Annotated in this window: 15 protein-coding genes and 1 tRNA gene; 13 read left to right on the top strand and 3 right to left on the bottom strand. The window is 70.7% G+C overall.

Going from position 1 to position 14,951, the window contains the following annotated elements; translation table 11 throughout:
• Positions 1 to 4: 4 nt before the first annotated feature.
• The 3 genes from efeB to efeU are packed head-to-tail and all read right to left on the bottom strand — an operon-like array spanning position 5 to position 3,360.
• Complete coding sequence (gene efeB, locus ABD951_RS00510) at positions 5 to 1,327, bottom strand: iron uptake transporter deferrochelatase/peroxidase subunit (protein ID WP_345340963.1); 1,323 nt, start codon at positions 1,325 to 1,327, stop codon at positions 5 to 7.
• Positions 1,305 to 2,441 carry an iron uptake system protein EfeO gene (efeO, locus tag ABD951_RS00505; protein ID WP_345340961.1) on the bottom strand — a complete coding sequence of 379 codons (1,137 nt, stop codon included), beginning with the start codon at positions 2,439 to 2,441 and terminating at the stop codon, positions 1,305 to 1,307. Before efeO ends, efeB begins: the two co-directional genes overlap by 23 nt.
• Before the next feature lie 16 nt (positions 2,442 to 2,457).
• Positions 2,458 to 3,360 (bottom strand): iron uptake transporter permease EfeU, encoded by a 903-nt coding sequence (efeU, locus tag ABD951_RS00500; RefSeq protein ID WP_345340959.1) that lies wholly within the window; start codon positions 3,358 to 3,360, stop codon positions 2,458 to 2,460.
• A gap of 160 nt (positions 3,361 to 3,520) precedes the next feature.
• Here efeU and ABD951_RS00495 point away from each other — a divergent pair, with 160 nt between their 5' ends.
• The 13 genes from ABD951_RS00495 (at position 3,521) to lhgO (ending at position 14,948) form a co-directional block, all read left to right on the top strand.
• A complete protein-coding gene (locus ABD951_RS00495; protein ID WP_345341205.1) occupies positions 3,521 to 4,261 on the top strand; it encodes a lytic transglycosylase domain-containing protein in 741 nt (246 codons plus the stop codon).
• A gap of 154 nt (positions 4,262 to 4,415) precedes the next feature.
• Positions 4,416 to 5,705 (top strand): phosphopyruvate hydratase, encoded by a 1,290-nt coding sequence (eno, locus tag ABD951_RS00490; protein WP_345340957.1) that lies wholly within the window; start codon positions 4,416 to 4,418, stop codon positions 5,703 to 5,705.
• A 328-nt stretch (positions 5,706 to 6,033) separates the two neighbouring features.
• Complete coding sequence (locus tag ABD951_RS00485; protein ID WP_345340955.1) at positions 6,034 to 6,480, top strand: FtsB family cell division protein; 447 nt, start codon at positions 6,034 to 6,036, stop codon at positions 6,478 to 6,480.
• Positions 6,477 to 7,028, top strand: a complete 552-nt coding sequence (locus ABD951_RS00480) for a DUF501 domain-containing protein (protein ID WP_345340953.1) — start codon at positions 6,477 to 6,479, stop codon at positions 7,026 to 7,028. Before ABD951_RS00485 ends, ABD951_RS00480 begins: the two co-directional genes overlap by 4 nt.
• Positions 7,025 to 7,969, top strand: a complete 945-nt coding sequence (locus tag ABD951_RS00475) for a Ppx/GppA phosphatase family protein (protein WP_345340951.1) — start codon at positions 7,025 to 7,027, stop codon at positions 7,967 to 7,969. The genes ABD951_RS00480 and ABD951_RS00475 overlap by 4 nt, the downstream gene beginning before the upstream one ends.
• A gap of 41 nt (positions 7,970 to 8,010) precedes the next feature.
• Positions 8,011 to 8,084: transfer RNA gene (locus tag ABD951_RS00470), tRNA-Leu, on the top strand.
• A 201-nt stretch (positions 8,085 to 8,285) separates the two neighbouring features.
• A complete protein-coding gene (locus ABD951_RS00465; RefSeq protein ID WP_345340949.1) occupies positions 8,286 to 8,414 on the top strand; it encodes a hypothetical protein in 129 nt (42 codons plus the stop codon).
• A gap of 597 nt (positions 8,415 to 9,011) precedes the next feature.
• The gene (locus ABD951_RS00460; protein ID WP_345340947.1) at positions 9,012 to 9,683 is read left to right on the top strand and encodes a M23 family metallopeptidase; all 672 of its coding nucleotides are present in this window, start codon (positions 9,012 to 9,014) and stop codon (positions 9,681 to 9,683) included.
• A 149-nt stretch (positions 9,684 to 9,832) separates the two neighbouring features.
• Positions 9,833 to 10,609: a M23 family metallopeptidase gene (locus ABD951_RS00455; RefSeq protein ID WP_425569748.1), complete on the top strand. Its 777-nt coding sequence runs from the start codon at positions 9,833 to 9,835 to the stop codon at positions 10,607 to 10,609.
• A gap of 49 nt (positions 10,610 to 10,658) precedes the next feature.
• Positions 10,659 to 11,342 (top strand): nitroreductase, encoded by a 684-nt coding sequence (locus ABD951_RS00450; RefSeq protein WP_345340945.1) that lies wholly within the window; start codon positions 10,659 to 10,661, stop codon positions 11,340 to 11,342.
• A gap of 29 nt (positions 11,343 to 11,371) precedes the next feature.
• Positions 11,372 to 12,505: a class I SAM-dependent methyltransferase gene (locus ABD951_RS00445; RefSeq protein WP_345340943.1), complete on the top strand. Its 1,134-nt coding sequence runs from the start codon at positions 11,372 to 11,374 to the stop codon at positions 12,503 to 12,505.
• A gap of 160 nt (positions 12,506 to 12,665) precedes the next feature.
• Positions 12,666 to 13,511: a Bax inhibitor-1/YccA family protein gene (locus ABD951_RS00440; protein ID WP_345340941.1), complete on the top strand. Its 846-nt coding sequence runs from the start codon at positions 12,666 to 12,668 to the stop codon at positions 13,509 to 13,511.
• Positions 13,512 to 13,760: 249 nt separating this feature from the next.
• On the top strand, positions 13,761 to 14,948 hold the full coding sequence (gene lhgO, locus ABD951_RS00435; protein WP_345340939.1) for an L-2-hydroxyglutarate oxidase: 1,188 nt from the start codon (positions 13,761 to 13,763) through the stop codon (positions 14,946 to 14,948).
• Positions 14,949 to 14,951 lie beyond the last annotated feature (3 nt).

Here is a 14,951-nt window from a genome sequence, read left to right as displayed (position 1 = left end):
CCGCCTACTTCTCCGCCTCGTCGCGCAGCGCGAGGGAACCGCCGAACAGGGTCGAGCCCCAGAACGCGTCGCCCTCGACGCCCGGTGGCACCGCGAACACCGCGGATCCCACATGCTTGATGTACTCGTTCATCGCATCGCCATGGGCCAGGGTCTGCTGCATCGGGACGAACTGGCGTTGCGGGTCCCGGCAGTACGCGATGAAGAACAGGCCGGCGTCGAGGTGGCCGAAACCGTCGGAGCCGTCGGTGAAGTTGTAGCCGCGCCGCAGGATCTCGATGCCGCCCAGCTCCTCCTTCGACGCCAGGCGCACGTGCGCGTCCCGGTCGACGAGGGGACCGTGCGGGCCCCGCGAGTCGAGGTCGAGTTCGTCGAACTCGTCCCGCTGGCCGAGCGGTGCACCGGTGCCCTTGGCGCGGCCGATCACCCGCTCCTGCTCGTGCAGGACCGTGCGGTCCCATGACTCGATCAGCATCCGGATGCGCCGGGCCACCAGGTAGGAGCCGCCGCCCATCCAGGCCTGGTCGTCGGCCGGGTCGACCCACACGAACCGGTCGACAGCGGTGTCCTCCTCCGCCTTGATGTTGCGGGTCCCGTCCTTGAATCCGAACAGGTTTCGCGGAGTCGTCTGACTCGTGGACGTCGACGAGGTGCGGCCGAACCCGAGCTGCGACCACCGGACCGCGACGGTGCCGAACCCGACTCGGGCCAGGTTCCGCACTGCGTGCACGGCGACCTGGGGATCGTTCGCGCACGCCTGGATGCAGATGTCACCGCCGCTGCGGGCCGGGTCGAGTGCGTCACCGGTGAACTTCGGCAGGTCCACGAGTACGGCCGGTCGTTTGTCGGCGATGCCGAAACGGTCCTTGCCGTCCTTGACGAACAGTGACGGGCCGAAACCGATCGTCAGCGTCAACTGGCAGGCGTCGAGGTCGAGCGCCTCGCCGGTGTCGGAGGGCGGCTTGTACTGCCCGGCGCCGAGGGCGCCGTCCGCGGCGGCCTCCTGGCCGGCGGTCATCCGCGCGGCCATCTCCGTCCACTTCTGCAGCAACGCGACCAACTCGTCCCGGGAGTCGGTGGTCACGTCGAACGCGACGAAGTGCATCCGGTCCTGAGCGGGCGTGACGATGCCCGCCTGGTGCGCACCGCGGAACTCGACGACGTCCGCGTGCGACGAGGCCGTGTCGGGAGCGGTCAGGCGCCCGGCCGCCGCGCCGGCGCCGGCCGCGACGACCCCGACGCCGACCGCGCCGAACAGTGCCCGCCGGGAGATCCCGCGGCCGGGTCGCTGATCGGCGGACTGATCACTGCTGTTCGGCGACGACACCCTGCACCTGGCTCACCTCGACGGACAGCGCGTCGATCTTCTGGGACAGTTCCTGGCGCTGTGCCTCGGTCACCGTGTCGTAGGAGACGAACCCGTCGCCGACACGGAACTGGGCGAGCGCCGCGTCGAGGTCGGCGAACCGCTGGTCGATGCGCGTGCCCAGCTCCGGGTTGCGCTCGTCGATGATCGGGCGGACCGACGCGATCGCGGCCTGCGAGCCGTCGACGTTGGCCTGGAAGTCGTACAGGTCGGTGTGGCTGAAGATGTCCTCCTCACCGGTGATCTTGGTGCGCGAGATCTCGTCGAGCAGCGTCTGCGCGCCACCGGCCACCTGGATCGGGTCGACGGTGAAACCGTCGGCGCCGATGCCCTCGGACAGCTCCCGCAGGTCCGCGATCAGCTGGTCGGCCATCGCGTTCGTGTCGGGCTGCGGGCCGGTCACCCACAGGTCCTTCTCCAGCCGGTGGAAGCCGGTCCACGCCCGGCCCGGCTCCACGTCCACCTCGCGCAGGTCCAGGCGGGGGTCGAGATCGTCGGGGAACGACTCGGCGATCGGCTCGATCCGCTCGTAGTACGTGCGGGTGGTCGGGTACTGGGCCTTCGCGGCAGCGACGTCCCCGGCCTTGATCGCGGTGACGAAGTTCGCGGCCGTCTCCTGCAGCGCGGCGACCTGGCTGGTGACGTACCGCCTGTAACCGGCGGCGGCCTCGGCGAGCCGGCCGGACTCGTCGGTACCCGACTTCGAGTCACCGGTCACGGTGAAGTCGGCGCGGATCCCGTCGCCGACCATGCCCGGCTTGCAGGCGGTGTGGTAGGTGCCGGGTTCGGGCAGGCTCACGATCAGCTGTCGCGTCAGACCCGGTCCGACGTTCTCGACCTCGCCCATCACGCGGTCACCCTCGCCGAACACGTAGAACTCGGTGACCTTCGACCCGTTGTTGGTGATCGAGAAGGTCGTGGTGCCGGTGGCGGCGGTGTTCGAGGCCACGTCGCAGGTGGTGTCCGTCGCGGTGACCGCGATCGCGTCCGAGTTGGACTCGGACTTGGAGGTGCACGCCGCCAGCGCGAGCGGAGTCAGCGCGAGCAGGGCGAGTGCCGGGGTGGATCGACGCACGGGTGGAGCCTTTCGGTTACGCGGGAAGGTCGGAGGTCTCGGTGGCGGGCGGCCTGCGGTCGGCGGGCTGCTTCTTCGCGACCGGGCGCAGGAACAGCGGCAGCACGATCGCGACATAGAGGACCCACGCGACGAACTGCGCCACGGTCGGGTCGGGCCGGAAGTTGAAGATGCCCTGCAGCACGGTGCCGTACCAGCTGGAGGTGTCGAAGCTCGCGGACGCGTCGAACGCGAGGTTCGACCCGCCGGGCAGCCAGCCGGCGATCTGCAGGGCCCGGACGCCGTACGCGAGGATGCCGGCGGCGACGAACACCAGGAACACGCCGGTGTAACGGAAGAACTGCGCGAAGTTGACGCGCACGGCGCCGAAATAGAGGAGCACGGTCACGATCGCCGCGACGCCGATGCCGAGCAGCAGACCGACCAGCGGCCAGACGCTGCCGCCTGCGTTCTCGGCGTACCCGACGAGGAGCAGCGCGGTCTCCACGCCCTCGCGGCCCACCGCGAGGAACGCCATCGCCGTGACCGCGAACGGGCCGACGGCGAGCGCCTTGCCGAGGCTGTCGCGGAGGTGCCCGGAGATGGACGCCGCTGCGGTGCGCATCCACAGCACCATCGCGGTGACGATGCAGACCGCCACGAGCGAGGCGATGCCGCTGATCAGTTCGGCCGCCGTGCCGGTGACGGTGGAGGTGCCGAAGTGGATGGCGACGAAGATGACGGCCACCATCGCGACGGCCGCGCCGACCCCGAGCCACACCCACTTGAGGGCGTCACGGCGATCGGACTTGACCAGGAAGGCGACGAGGATCATCACCACGATCCCGGTCTCGAGACCCTCGCGGAGCCCGATGAGGCCACTGCCGACCAGCTGTGTCGCGATCCCCGGCGCGCTCGAGCCGGCGGCGAGTACGACCACGTCGGCCCTCGTTTCTGTCCGTGACACCCCGACCTGGGTCAGGCAAGGCGAACCTTGGTTCCCTCCCGGCTAAGGTAGCACTTACCACGGCGCTGCTCGGAGTCGGTCGCAGGGTGCCCGAATTGACCGTTTCGACGGTTCGCCTTCCGCGACATGGATGATGGACGCGGTGAGCAGCCGAACCGGGACCGTGTGGACGGGAATCGCCGCAGCCGTGCTCGCGGGAGTCCTCGCCAGCTGCGCGCACCAGCCGCCGGCTCCGATTCCGCAGAACACGCCGCCCCTGCCCGGTGCACCGGTGCCGCCGATCGACGTCGACTCGCCCGGTCGCACCGCCGGCCGGCTCGCCGACTGGGCGTCCGGGATCTCCGACGCGACCGGGATCTCCGCGACCGCGCTCGAGGCATACGGCCACGCGGCCGCCGTGATGGCGCAATCCCGCCCCGACTGCGGCATCGCCTGGACCACCGTCGCCGGTATCGGCGGCGTCGAGAGCAGGCACGGCACCCACCGGGGTGCACACCTGGCGGCCGACGGCACGGTCACCCCGCCGATCCGGGGGATCCCGCTCGACGGCGGACCGGGCGTCGCCGAGATCCCCGACACCGACGGCGGCGCGATGGACGGCGACCCCGTTCACGACCGGGCGATGGGGCCGATGCAGTTCATCCCCGAGACGTGGCGGCGGTGGGGCGTCGACGCCAACGGCGACGGCGTCGCCGATCCCGACAACCTCGACGACGCGGCCCTGACCGCGGCGCGGTACCTGTGCGCCCGCGGCGGCGACCTCACCGGCGAGGACGGGTGGCGACGGGCGTTGATGGCGTACAACCTGTCGGGCCGCTACCTGGCCGACGTCCGTGACCGGGCGAACCGGTACGCGGTCGAGAGCGTGCCGTGAACACGCGCGGGAGAGCGTGCCGTCACCCCGCGCGGCCGATTGCCGCCGCTAGGCTCGGACCTGGCACCATGTAGCGAAATCGTCAACGCCCGGCACGTCGTCGACCGCGTTGGCGTGCCCAGACAACGCAAGCCGCCAATAAGGAGAACCATCCGTGGCCATCATTGAGCAGGTCGGAGCCCGCGAGATCCTCGATTCCCGAGGAAACCCCACGGTCGAGGTCGAGGTGCTGCTCGACGACGGCACCTTTGCGCGCGCGGCGGTGCCCTCGGGCGCGTCGACCGGCGAGCACGAGGCGGTCGAGCTGCGGGACGGTGGCGACCGCTACAACGGCAAGGGTGTGCAGAAGGCCGTCGAGTCGGTGCTCGGCGAGATCGCGCCGGCCATCATCGGCCTGGACGCCTCCGAGCAGCGGGCCGTCGACCAGGCCCTCCTCGACGAGGACGGCACGCCGGACAAGTCGCGCCTCGGTGCCAACGCGCTGCTCGGTGCGTCGCTGGCCGTCGCCCGCGCCGCGGCCGATTCCGCCGGTCTGGAGCTGTTCCGTTACGTCGGCGGGCCGAACGCGCACGTGCTGCCCGTCCCGATGATGAACATCCTCAACGGCGGTGCCCACGCCGACACCGGCGTCGACGTCCAGGAGTTCATGGTCGCGCCGATCGGTGCCACCACGTTCAAGGAGTCGCTGCGCTGGGGTACCGAGGTCTACCACTCGCTCAAGTCCGTGCTCAAGGCCAAGGGGCTGTCCACCGGCCTCGGTGACGAGGGCGGTTTCGCCCCCGACGTCGCAGGCACGAAGGCCGCGCTCGACCTGATCAGCGAGGCCATCTCCAAGACCGGTCTGAAGCTGGGCAGCGACGTCGCGCTCGCCCTGGACGTCGCGGCGACCGAGTTCTACACCGAGGGCTCCGGATACAAGTTCGAGGGTCGGGTCCGTTCCGCCGAGGAGATGGGCGCGTTCTACGCCGAGCTGCTCGGCCAGTACCCGCTGGTCTCGATCGAGGACCCGCTCAGCGAGGACGACTGGACCGGCTGGGTCGCGCTGACCGAGGCGATCGGCGACAAGATCCAGCTCGTCGGTGACGACCTGTTCGTCACGAACCCGGAGCGTCTCGAGGACGGCATCGTCAAGGGCGCCGCGAACGCGCTGCTGGTCAAGGTCAACCAGATCGGCACGCTGACCGAGACCCTCGACGCCGTCGACCTCGCGCACCGCAACGGCTACAAGACGATGATGAGCCACCGGTCCGGCGAGACCGAGGACACCACGATCGCCGACCTCGCCGTCGCCGTCGGCAGCGGCCAGATCAAGACCGGTGCCCCGGCCCGCTCCGAGCGTGTCGCGAAGTACAACCAGCTGCTCCGCATCGAGGAGTCGCTCGGCGACGCCGCCCGGTACGCCGGCGAGCTCGCGTTCCCGCGCTTCTCGTTCGACGCGAACTGACCGGAACGGCAGCACAGCTGTGAGCCAGCGCGGCAGGTCCCGTCCGGGCAGCAGCCCGGGCGGCCGGGATCCCCGTCGCGTCCGCGACGGGGCCGGGACACGACGTCCGTCGCGGTCCCGCCCGGCGGGGCCTGCCGCGTCCGGCCACGGCAACCGGGGCGCCGCCGGCGACCCGGATCCGGCATCGACACCGCCGTCGCCGACCGAGAAGCCCGTCCGTACCGGTCGGGCCGGCCGGGACGGTGCGGCGGCGCGCCCCGGGCGGCGGACCGCCGCGTCGGCACCGCCCGGCGAGCGCACCTTTCTCGGACTGTCCACGGCGCGGACCGTGGTTCTCGCGATGGTCGTGTGTGCGCTGGCCCTGACGCTGGCGGTGCCGCTGCGCACCTACCTCGCCCAGCGCAGCGAGGCCGAGCACGTCGCCGAGCAGCGGGAGCAGCTCGAGGCCGATGTCGCGCGGCTGACCCGGGACAATCAGCAGGCCGACGATCCCGCCTACGTGCGCGCCCAGGCCCGCGACCGGCTCCAGTACGTGATGCCGGGGGAGACGCCCTACCAGGTGCAGTTGCCGGGCGCGACGGCGCCGCCGGTCGAGGACCTGACCAAGCCGAAGCACGACAACGACCCCTGGTACACCGGGCTGTGGCGCCCGGTCGTCGAACCGCAGCCGACCCCGACCGCCGCACCCACGCCCCCACCGCCACCGGCTCCGCCGGGCGGGGGCGCCGCCGGGTCGATGACCATCCCACACGATCAAGGAGGGCCCACCGGGTGACCGAGCCGACCGACAACGAGGTTCCGCAGCAGGATCTGGACGCCGTCGCCGCGCAGTTGGGCCGGGAGCCGCGCGGGGTGCTCGCGATCGCGTACCGCGCACCGGACGGGACGCCCGGAGTCGTGAAGACCGCGCCGCGCCTGCCCGACGGCACCCCCTTCCCGACGCTCTACTACCTGACCGACCCGCGGCTGACCGCGGAGGCCAGCCGTCAGGAGTCGTCGGGCGTGATGCGCGAGATGACCGAGCGTCTGACCCGTGACCCCGAGCTCGCGGCCGCGTACCGCCGCGCACACGAGTCGTACCTCGCGGAGCGTAACGAAATCGACTCGCTCGGAACGGATTTCACCGGCGGGGGCATGCCGGACCGGGTCAAGTGCCTGCACGTGCTGATGGCGCACTCGTTGGCCAAGGGCCCGGGCGTGAACCCGCTCGGCGACGAGTCGGTGGCGCTGGCCGCCGACTCCGGTCTGCGCGGGACCGCGATCCCGGCGGACTGGCCGCGGTACGTCCCGCCGGCGGCCACCGGTACGGGGGACGCCGAATGACCCGCGTCGCCGCGGTCGACTGCGGCACCAACTCGATCCGCCTCCTCGTCGCGGACGCGGACTCGGAGGGCCGGCTCACCGACGTCGTCCGGGAGATGCGGGTCAACCGCCTCGGGCAGGGCGTCGACGCCACCGGCCGGTTCGCGCCCGAGGCGATCGAACGGACCCGGGTGGCGCTCGAGGAGTACGCCGCGATGATCCGGGAGACCGGTGCGACCGCGGTCCGGATGGTCGCGACCTCCGCGACCCGAGACGCCGCGAACCGCGAGGACTTCTTCTCGATGACCCGCGAGGTGCTCGGTGCGGTCATCCCCGGCGCCGAGGCCGAGGTGATCACCGGTGACGAGGAGGCGCGCCTGTCGTTCGCCGGTGCCGTCGGCGAACTCGACCCGGCCGCAGGACCTTTCGTCGTGGTCGATCTCGGCGGCGGATCCACCGAGGTCGTGCTCGGCGACGGGGGAGGGGTGCATGCCGCCTACTCCACCGACATCGGGTGCGTGCGACTGACCGAGCGCTGTCTGCACGACGACCCGCCGACCGCCGAGCAGGTCGCCGCGGCCCGCGCGTTCGCCGCCGAGAAGCTCGGCGAGGCGTTCGCGCGGGTGCCCGTCGAGCAGGCCCACACCTGGGTCGGCGTGGCCGGCACCATGACCACCCTCGCCGCGGTGTCGCTCGAACTGCCGCAGTACGACGCCGAGCGGGTGCACCTGTCCCGGATGTCGCTGCAGCGACTGCACGAGGTCAACGACAACCTGCTGCACATGACGCACGAGCAGCGCGCCGCGATCACCACGATCCACCCCGGCCGCGTCGACGTCATCGGCGGCGGCGCGATCGTCGCCGACGTGCTGGGCCAGGAGCTCGCGCGCCGCGCCGGCATCGACGAACTCGTCGTCAGCGAACACGACATCCTCGACGGGATCGCCCTGTCGATCCTCTGACGAGCACTACAGTCGTCCCCGGTGCCCACCGGGCACGGGCCGCCCCCATAGCCCAATTGGCAGAGGCATCGGACTTAAAATCCGCAAAGTGTCGGTTCGAATCCGACTGGGGGCACGTGTGGGCGGGGCTGTTCGGGGTCGATCGAGACGGACAACGCGTTCACCGAGTCCGCCTTCCTTCCGCCTCCGGTAGGAGCTCGTCGTGCCGGGCGTGTGACGGACCGTCACGTCAATTCACCGGCTCGCCACCTTTCGGAAACGTTGCCGGTGAAGGGTGCTCGGGACACCGTCAGTCACAGTCCTGGAAGGGGACCCCATGAATCTCGTCGACCTGATCAACGCGATGGCGACCGGCTCGACCAGCCTCGGCACGGACAGCCACGTCGACCTCGTGTCGTCCCTGTTCGCCGGGTCGTCGGCGTTGGGCGGCCAGCTCTCCGCGTAGCAGGCTCGCCGGGCCGGCTCCCGCGATCGAACCGCCGGTGTCCACTGTTCGTACCATCTTGGACGTTTGTTCAGAAGAAACGCCCCAGTCGGTGACTCCGGTCGCGTACTGTCCCTGCCGACAGTTCAAAGACGCACCAAAGGAGATCTCATGGGCGGCAGTGCGGAAACCATTCTCATCGGCGTTCTCTCGCAGGTTCTGACCAACGTGCTCAAGGATGCGCTCGGCTCGTAGGTAGGCCTCGCCTTCGCGGTGGCCGCGGTTCGCCCGGCCCTGCGAGGGGTGTTCGCGCCCGGATGCGGCGATCGACGCCCGCCACACCGTCATCGGTGTGGCGGGCGTCGTGTCGTTTCGGGGGCATATCCGCAGGTGGATCGGGCAACTGTGAGCGGGATCACGTATGCGCCGTACGAAAGCCGCAAACGTGCAGGATTCGGGTCCGACGCCGCGGGTCACATCAAGATCAAGTTTTGATAAATATTTGGTCACGATCGACGTGTCGAGATCGTTTCGTTACCTTCGTTTTCATTCGGGGGGACCCGGGTCGCACGAGTCACCGGAGTGCGACCGAGTCGACGAAGATTGAAGGAAGCAACTGTGGCCATTCACCACAGGACGGTAAATCGTTCTCACTCGCTCACCCGCCGGCTTGCCACCGCCACCGCCACCGCCACCGTGACCGGCGCGATCGCCCTCACCGGCGTCACGATCGGAGCCGGCTCCGCATCGGCACAGCCGCTCCAGATTCCGGCCGGCATCCTGCCCGCCGGGGTGGCCGCCCCCGTCCTCGACGTGCCGGCCGGGCCGGCCTCCGACTGGGCCGCCGGACTGCTCGCCCCCCTCAACCCGGGCAGCGCCGCGCCGTTCCGGGCGCGGACGGTCCAGCCGGTGTCCGGCACGCTGAGCTCCGGGTACGGCGCCCGCTGGGGGACCCAGCACGGCGGCATCGACATCGCCGCCCCGCTCGGCACTCCGATCCGGGCCGCCGCCGACGGCGAGGTCATCTCGGCCGGTCCGGCCTCCGGATTCGGGCAGTGGGTCCGGATCCGTCACGACGACGGAACGATGACCGTGTACGGCCACGTCGACACCTACCTCGTCGGCGTCGGACAGCGGGTCGCGGCCGGACAGCAGATCGCGACCGTCGGCAACCGCGGCCAGTCCACCGGTCCGCACCTGCACTTCGAGGCGTGGGACGCCGCGGGCAACCGGATGAACCCGAACGCGTGGCTCGGCGACCGGGGCGTCGCACCGACCTGGGGTTCCTGACCCGGTCCGCTCTGCTCGGGACCTCGTCCGCGCACGGGCGTTCGCCAAAAGTCGACGTTTCCGAGACCGTCTTGTTATCTTCGGAGCGGACAAACGGTGCGCAGGCGACCTGTGTGCCGCCGACCAACCGAACGGACGAGGTACCCGAAGTGGCAGATCATCGCAGTTCAGGGGCGCATCCGGTGGCGTTCGTCGTCGATCCCGACGCGATCCGCGGCCGGCACCGTGCCCCGGCGCAAGGTCACGGAACGGGTGTCAAGGCGGCCACCGTGGCCGCGGCCACCGGCGCGATCATCGTCGGCGGCGCCCAGCTCGGCGGCACCACCGCCGCCGCGGCCACCGTCCAGGTCCCGTCGCTGCCCTCCGACGTCACCGCGGGTCTGCGGTCGGTCGGTGTCGAGGTACCCGCGACGGTCGAGGTGCCGGACCTGGCCGCCGACTCGATCCCCGGGTTCGCGACCGCGAAGCAGTGGGTCGAGAACCAGAACGTCGGTTCCGCCAATCCGTTGCCCGCGCGCACCGTGCAGCCGGTCAACGGCACCCTCACGTCCGACTTCGGCAGCCGGTGGGGTGCGCACCACGGCGGTATCGACATCGCCGCCCCGATCGGCACGCCCGTCCTGGCGGCCGAGCAGGGCACCGTCATCTCCGCCGGACCGGCCTCCGGCTTCGGCCTGTGGGTGCGGGTGATGCACCCCGACCGCAGCATCACCGTGTACGGGCACGTCAACGACTACCAGGTGACGGTCGGCCAGGAGGTCGCGGCCGGGCAGCAGATCGCGACCGTCGGCAACCGCGGCCAGTCCACCGGCCCGCACCTGCACTTCGAGGTGTGGGATCCGCAGGGCAACAAGCTCGACCCGTCGGCCTGGCTGCGTGACAACGGTGTCCGGGTGACCTGGGGCGCGAACGGTCGCAACGCCTGACGGGACCGGCCCGGACCGTCGTGAACCCGATTCCCTAGGATCCGAACTCGTGACCGAGACCACCGTGGAGCCGTCGACGCTCGCGACGCTGCTCGCCTCCCGCTTCAGCTGCCGGGCGTTCCTGCCCGACCCCGTCCCCGAGGACGTGATCGTCGAGATCCTGACGATGGCGCAGCGGACGCCGTCGTGGTGCAACACGCAGCCGTGGCAGGTCGCGGTCACCGACGGCGCCGCCACCGACCGGTTCCGGCGCGGGCTCGCCGAGGCCGTGCGGACGGTCGCGCAGGCGCCGGACATCGCGTTCCCGGCCGGCTATCCCGGCGTGTACCGGGACCGGCGCAAGGAGTGCGCGCTGCAGCTGTACTCGAGCCTGGGCATCGCCGGGGACCGGCAGGCCTCGGCGGAACAGACGTTGAAGAACTTCGACCTGTTCGGCGCCCCGCACGTGGCGATCGTCACCACCGACGCGACGCTCGGGACCTACGGCGCCGTCGACTGCGGCCTGTACGTCAACACCTTCCTGCTGGCGGCGCAGAGTTTCGGGGTCGCGACCGTGCCGCAGGCGGCGCTGGCCGGATGCGCCCCCTACGTGCGGGACTTCTTCGAGATCCCGGACGACCGCAACGTGCTGTGCGCCATCTCGTTCGGCTACCCCGACCTCACGAATCCCGCCAACGCGTTCCGCACCAGCCGGGCCGACCTCGACTCGGTCGTCACCTGGGTCTCGAACTGAGGTTCGCGGCAGCCTGAGAGACTGGGGCGGTGCCGGTCCCCGAGGAACTCTTCGCTGCGCTGCGTCGCCACCCCGACGTCGAGGCGCCCAACCTGTACGCCGTCGACGGCGCCGACCGGCTGATCCTCGACGAGGCCGCCGACGCGCTGGCCGAGGCCGGGCCCGGCCGGGTCGCGGTGATCGGCGACCACTACGGCGCGCTCACCCTCGGGGCCGTGGCCGGATTCGGTGCGAGTGGCGTTCGGGTGCACCAGGATCCGGTCACCGGGGAACGTGCGCTGGCCGGCAACGCGGAGCGGGCCGGACTGGCGGGCACGTTCCGGTCGTGCCCGTTGGGGGAAGAGCTGCTCACCGACGCGACGGTCGTCCTGCTGCAATTGCCGCGCAGCCTGGCCGCGCTCACCGAGATCGCGGAAACCGTTGCGCGATACGCCGATCCGTCGGTGATCGTGTACGCCGGAGGTCGCGACAAACACCTCACCCATGCGTTCAACGACGTGCTCGCGACCTGCTTCGGACGCGTCCACGCCACCCGCGGCAGGCAGAAGTCCAGGGTCCTGGTCGCGTCCGGTCCCACCGTGCCGCCGGAGCCGCCCACGTTCCCGCGTCGCGAACGCCTCACCGATCTGGGGCTCGACGTCGTCGCGCACGGGGCCGCGTTCGCCGGGCACACGCTCGACATCGGCACCCGCTTCCTGCTCGACTTCCTGCCGCGCACCGACGCGGGCGCGCGGACGGCCGTGGACCTCGGCTGCGGCACCGGCATCCTCGCGGTCGCGCTCGCGCGGCAGCATCCGGAGTTGCGGGTGATCGCCACCGACCAGTCCGCGGCCGCGGTCGCGTCGGCGGCCGCCACCGCCGCGGCCAACGGCGTCGGGGAGCGGGTGACGGTGCTGCGGGACGACGCCATGTCGACCCTCGCCGACGGCGGCGTCGACCTGATCGTGTGCAATCCACCGTTCCACGTCGGGGCCGCGGTCCACACCGGCGCCGCGCTCGCGATGTTCCGGGCGGCCGGCCGGGTGCTGCGCCCCGGCGGTGAGATGTGGACGGTGTACAACTCCCACCTGCGCTACCGGCCCGCGCTGCGTGCCGCGGTCGGCGACACCGAGCAAATGGGGCGCAACCCCAAGTTCACCGTGACCCGGTCCGTGGCACGGTGACTTCGGACGCCTGGGCGGTAGAGTCCGAATTGTCCGGGCCCGGGAACTTCCCGGCACGTCTCGGTCGTTTCACCATCAAGGAAGCGGGACATCCCCGCTGCGCCGGGTCACAATGACCCTGCATGGCCCCACCGGCCACACGAAAGAAGGGACACGCACGGTGCGCACCACCAGCAACCCGGTGTTCCGCAACCTCCCCAAGCAGGAGGGCGGATACGCCTCGTTCGGTTCTGCCACGGCAGGCGCCGGGCAGATGACCCAGCAGTTCGGTCAGCAGCAGTACCCGCAGGCCGAGCCCTACACGACCGGACCCGCCCAGCGGGCCATGACGATCGACGACGTCGTCACCAAGACCGGCATCACGCTCGGTGTGCTGACGATCGCCGCGATCATCTCGTACACCCTCTCGCACGGGAACCCCGGCCTGGCATCGGCGTTCGTGATCGGCGGCGGCCTGGTCGGCCTGGTCCTGGTCATGGTCGCCAGCTTCGGCAACAAGATGGACAACCCGGCGATCGTGCTCGCCTACGCGGTCTGCGAGGGCCTGTTCCTCGGTGCACTGTCGTTGCTGATGACGTTCGACATCCAGGGCGTCAGTGCCGAGACCCTGATCGCGCAGGCCGTCCTCGGCACCTTCGGTGTGTTCTTCGGCATGCTCGTCGTCTACAAGACCGGCGCGATCCGCGTGACCCCGCGGCTGACCCGGATGATCATCGGTGCCCTGATCGGTGTCGTCGTGCTCTCGCTCGGCAACCTGATCGCCAGCTTCTTCATCGACGGCGGCCTCGGCCTCCGTGCCGGTGGCGGCTTCGCGATCATCTTCAGCCTCGTGTGCATCGGCATCGCCGCGTTCAGCTTCCTGCTGGACTTCGACGCCGCCGACCAGCTGATCCGCGCGCAGGCGCCGGAGAAGGCCGCGTGGGGCGTCGCCCTCGGTCTGACCGTGACGCTCGTCTGGCTGTACGTCGAGATCCTGCGACTGCTGAGCTACTTCAACAACGACTAGCGGTCTCCGCCGAACGGGCGGTTACCGGGCAGGCCTCTCGGCCGACGCTCAGGTAACCGCCCGTTCGGTGTCTGTGGACAACGTCGCGGGTTGTGCACACCCGCTGCGCGCGGCGGTACAGCTCACCGAGCACCAGTTGCGACACGACTTCGTCCGCCCGTACCGCGACGTCCACATCCTCGAGCGCGTGCCGGTGCTTCGGGAGGCGGGTGCTCCCGTTCCGTGCCTTCGAGGGCGCATCATCGTTCGGTGACCTTCGACTACTGCATCATCGGTGCCGGCATCGTCGGGCTGGCGACCGCGCGGGCGGTTCTGCAGCGGAAGCCGGGCGCGTCGGTGCTCGTGCTCGAGAAGGAGCCCGAGGTCGCGGCCCACCAGACCGGGCACAACAGCGGCGTCATCCACGCAGGCATCTACTACGAGCCGGGCAGTCTGAAGGCCGACCTGTGCAAGCGGGGTGCGGCAGCGACGAAACGGTTCGCCGACGACCACGGCATCGAGTACCGGGTCACCGGGAAGCTTCTGGTCGCGACCGACACGACCGAGCTCGTGCGCATGGAGAAGCTGGTCGAGCGCGCCCGGATCAACGGCATCGACCACGAGCGCCTCGGCGCCGACGAGCTGCGTGAGCGCGAACCGCTGGTGTCCGGCATCGGGGCGCTGCTCGTCAAGGCCACCGGTGTCATCGACTTCCGCCGGATCTGCCGGGCGCTCGTGGACGAGGTCCTGGCCGCGGGCGGGGAGGTCCGGACCGGACACGCCGTCGTCGAGATCGCCGAGCGATCCGACGCCGTGACCGTCTCCACCGCCGACGGCACGGTGACCGCCCGGCACCTGATCGCCTGCGCCGGGTTGCAGGCCGACCGGGTGGCCCGGCTGGCGGGCCTGCACACGGACTTCCAGATCATGCCGTTCCGCGGCGAGTACTACCGGCTGCGGCCGGAGAAGTCGTCGATCGTGCGGCACCTGATCTATCCGATCCCCGACCCCGACCTGCCGTTCCTGGGTGTGCACCTGAGCCCGACCATCGGTGGCGACATCACCGTCGGACCCAACGCGGTCCTCGGCTTCGCTCGGGAGAAGTACCGGCCGTTCGGCGTCGACCGCCGCGACGCCGTCGAGTTGCTGCGCTTCCCCGGACTGCGACGGGTCGCGGCCGCCAACGTGCGTACCGGAATCCGGGAGCTGCGCAACGCGGTCTTCAAGCGCGGCTACCTCGCCGAGTGCCGGAAGTACTGCCCCTCACTCGAACTCGACGACCTGCGGGACCGGCATGCCGGGATCAGGGCGCAGGCCGTCCTCGCCGACGGCACGTTCGTGCACGACTTTCTGATCCGCTCCACGGACCGGATGGTGCACGTCGTCAACGCGCCCTCGCCCGCCGCGACGTCGGCGCTGCCGATCGGGGAGTTGATAGCCGAACGGGCGGTCACCTGAGCG

It is taken from the genome of Rhodococcus olei (assembly GCF_039540555.1).
Taxonomy (GTDB): domain Bacteria; phylum Actinomycetota; class Actinomycetes; order Mycobacteriales; family Mycobacteriaceae; genus Rhodococcus_G; species Rhodococcus_G olei.
This window is presented reverse-complemented; position numbering and strand designations above follow the sequence as displayed.

What these genes read in the sequence shown, in the direction of transcription:
- ABD951_RS00495 (WP_345341205.1), top strand. Translation starts at nt 3,521, where the DNA reads ATGGACGCGGTGAGCAGCCGAACCGGGACCGTGTGGACGGGAATCGCC.
- ABD951_RS00475 (WP_345340951.1), top strand. Translation starts at nt 7,025, where the DNA reads ATGACCCGCGTCGCCGCGGTCGACTGCGGCACCAACTCGATCCGCCTC.
- ABD951_RS00465 (WP_345340949.1), top strand. Translation starts at nt 8,286, where the DNA reads ATGAATCTCGTCGACCTGATCAACGCGATGGCGACCGGCTCGACCAGC.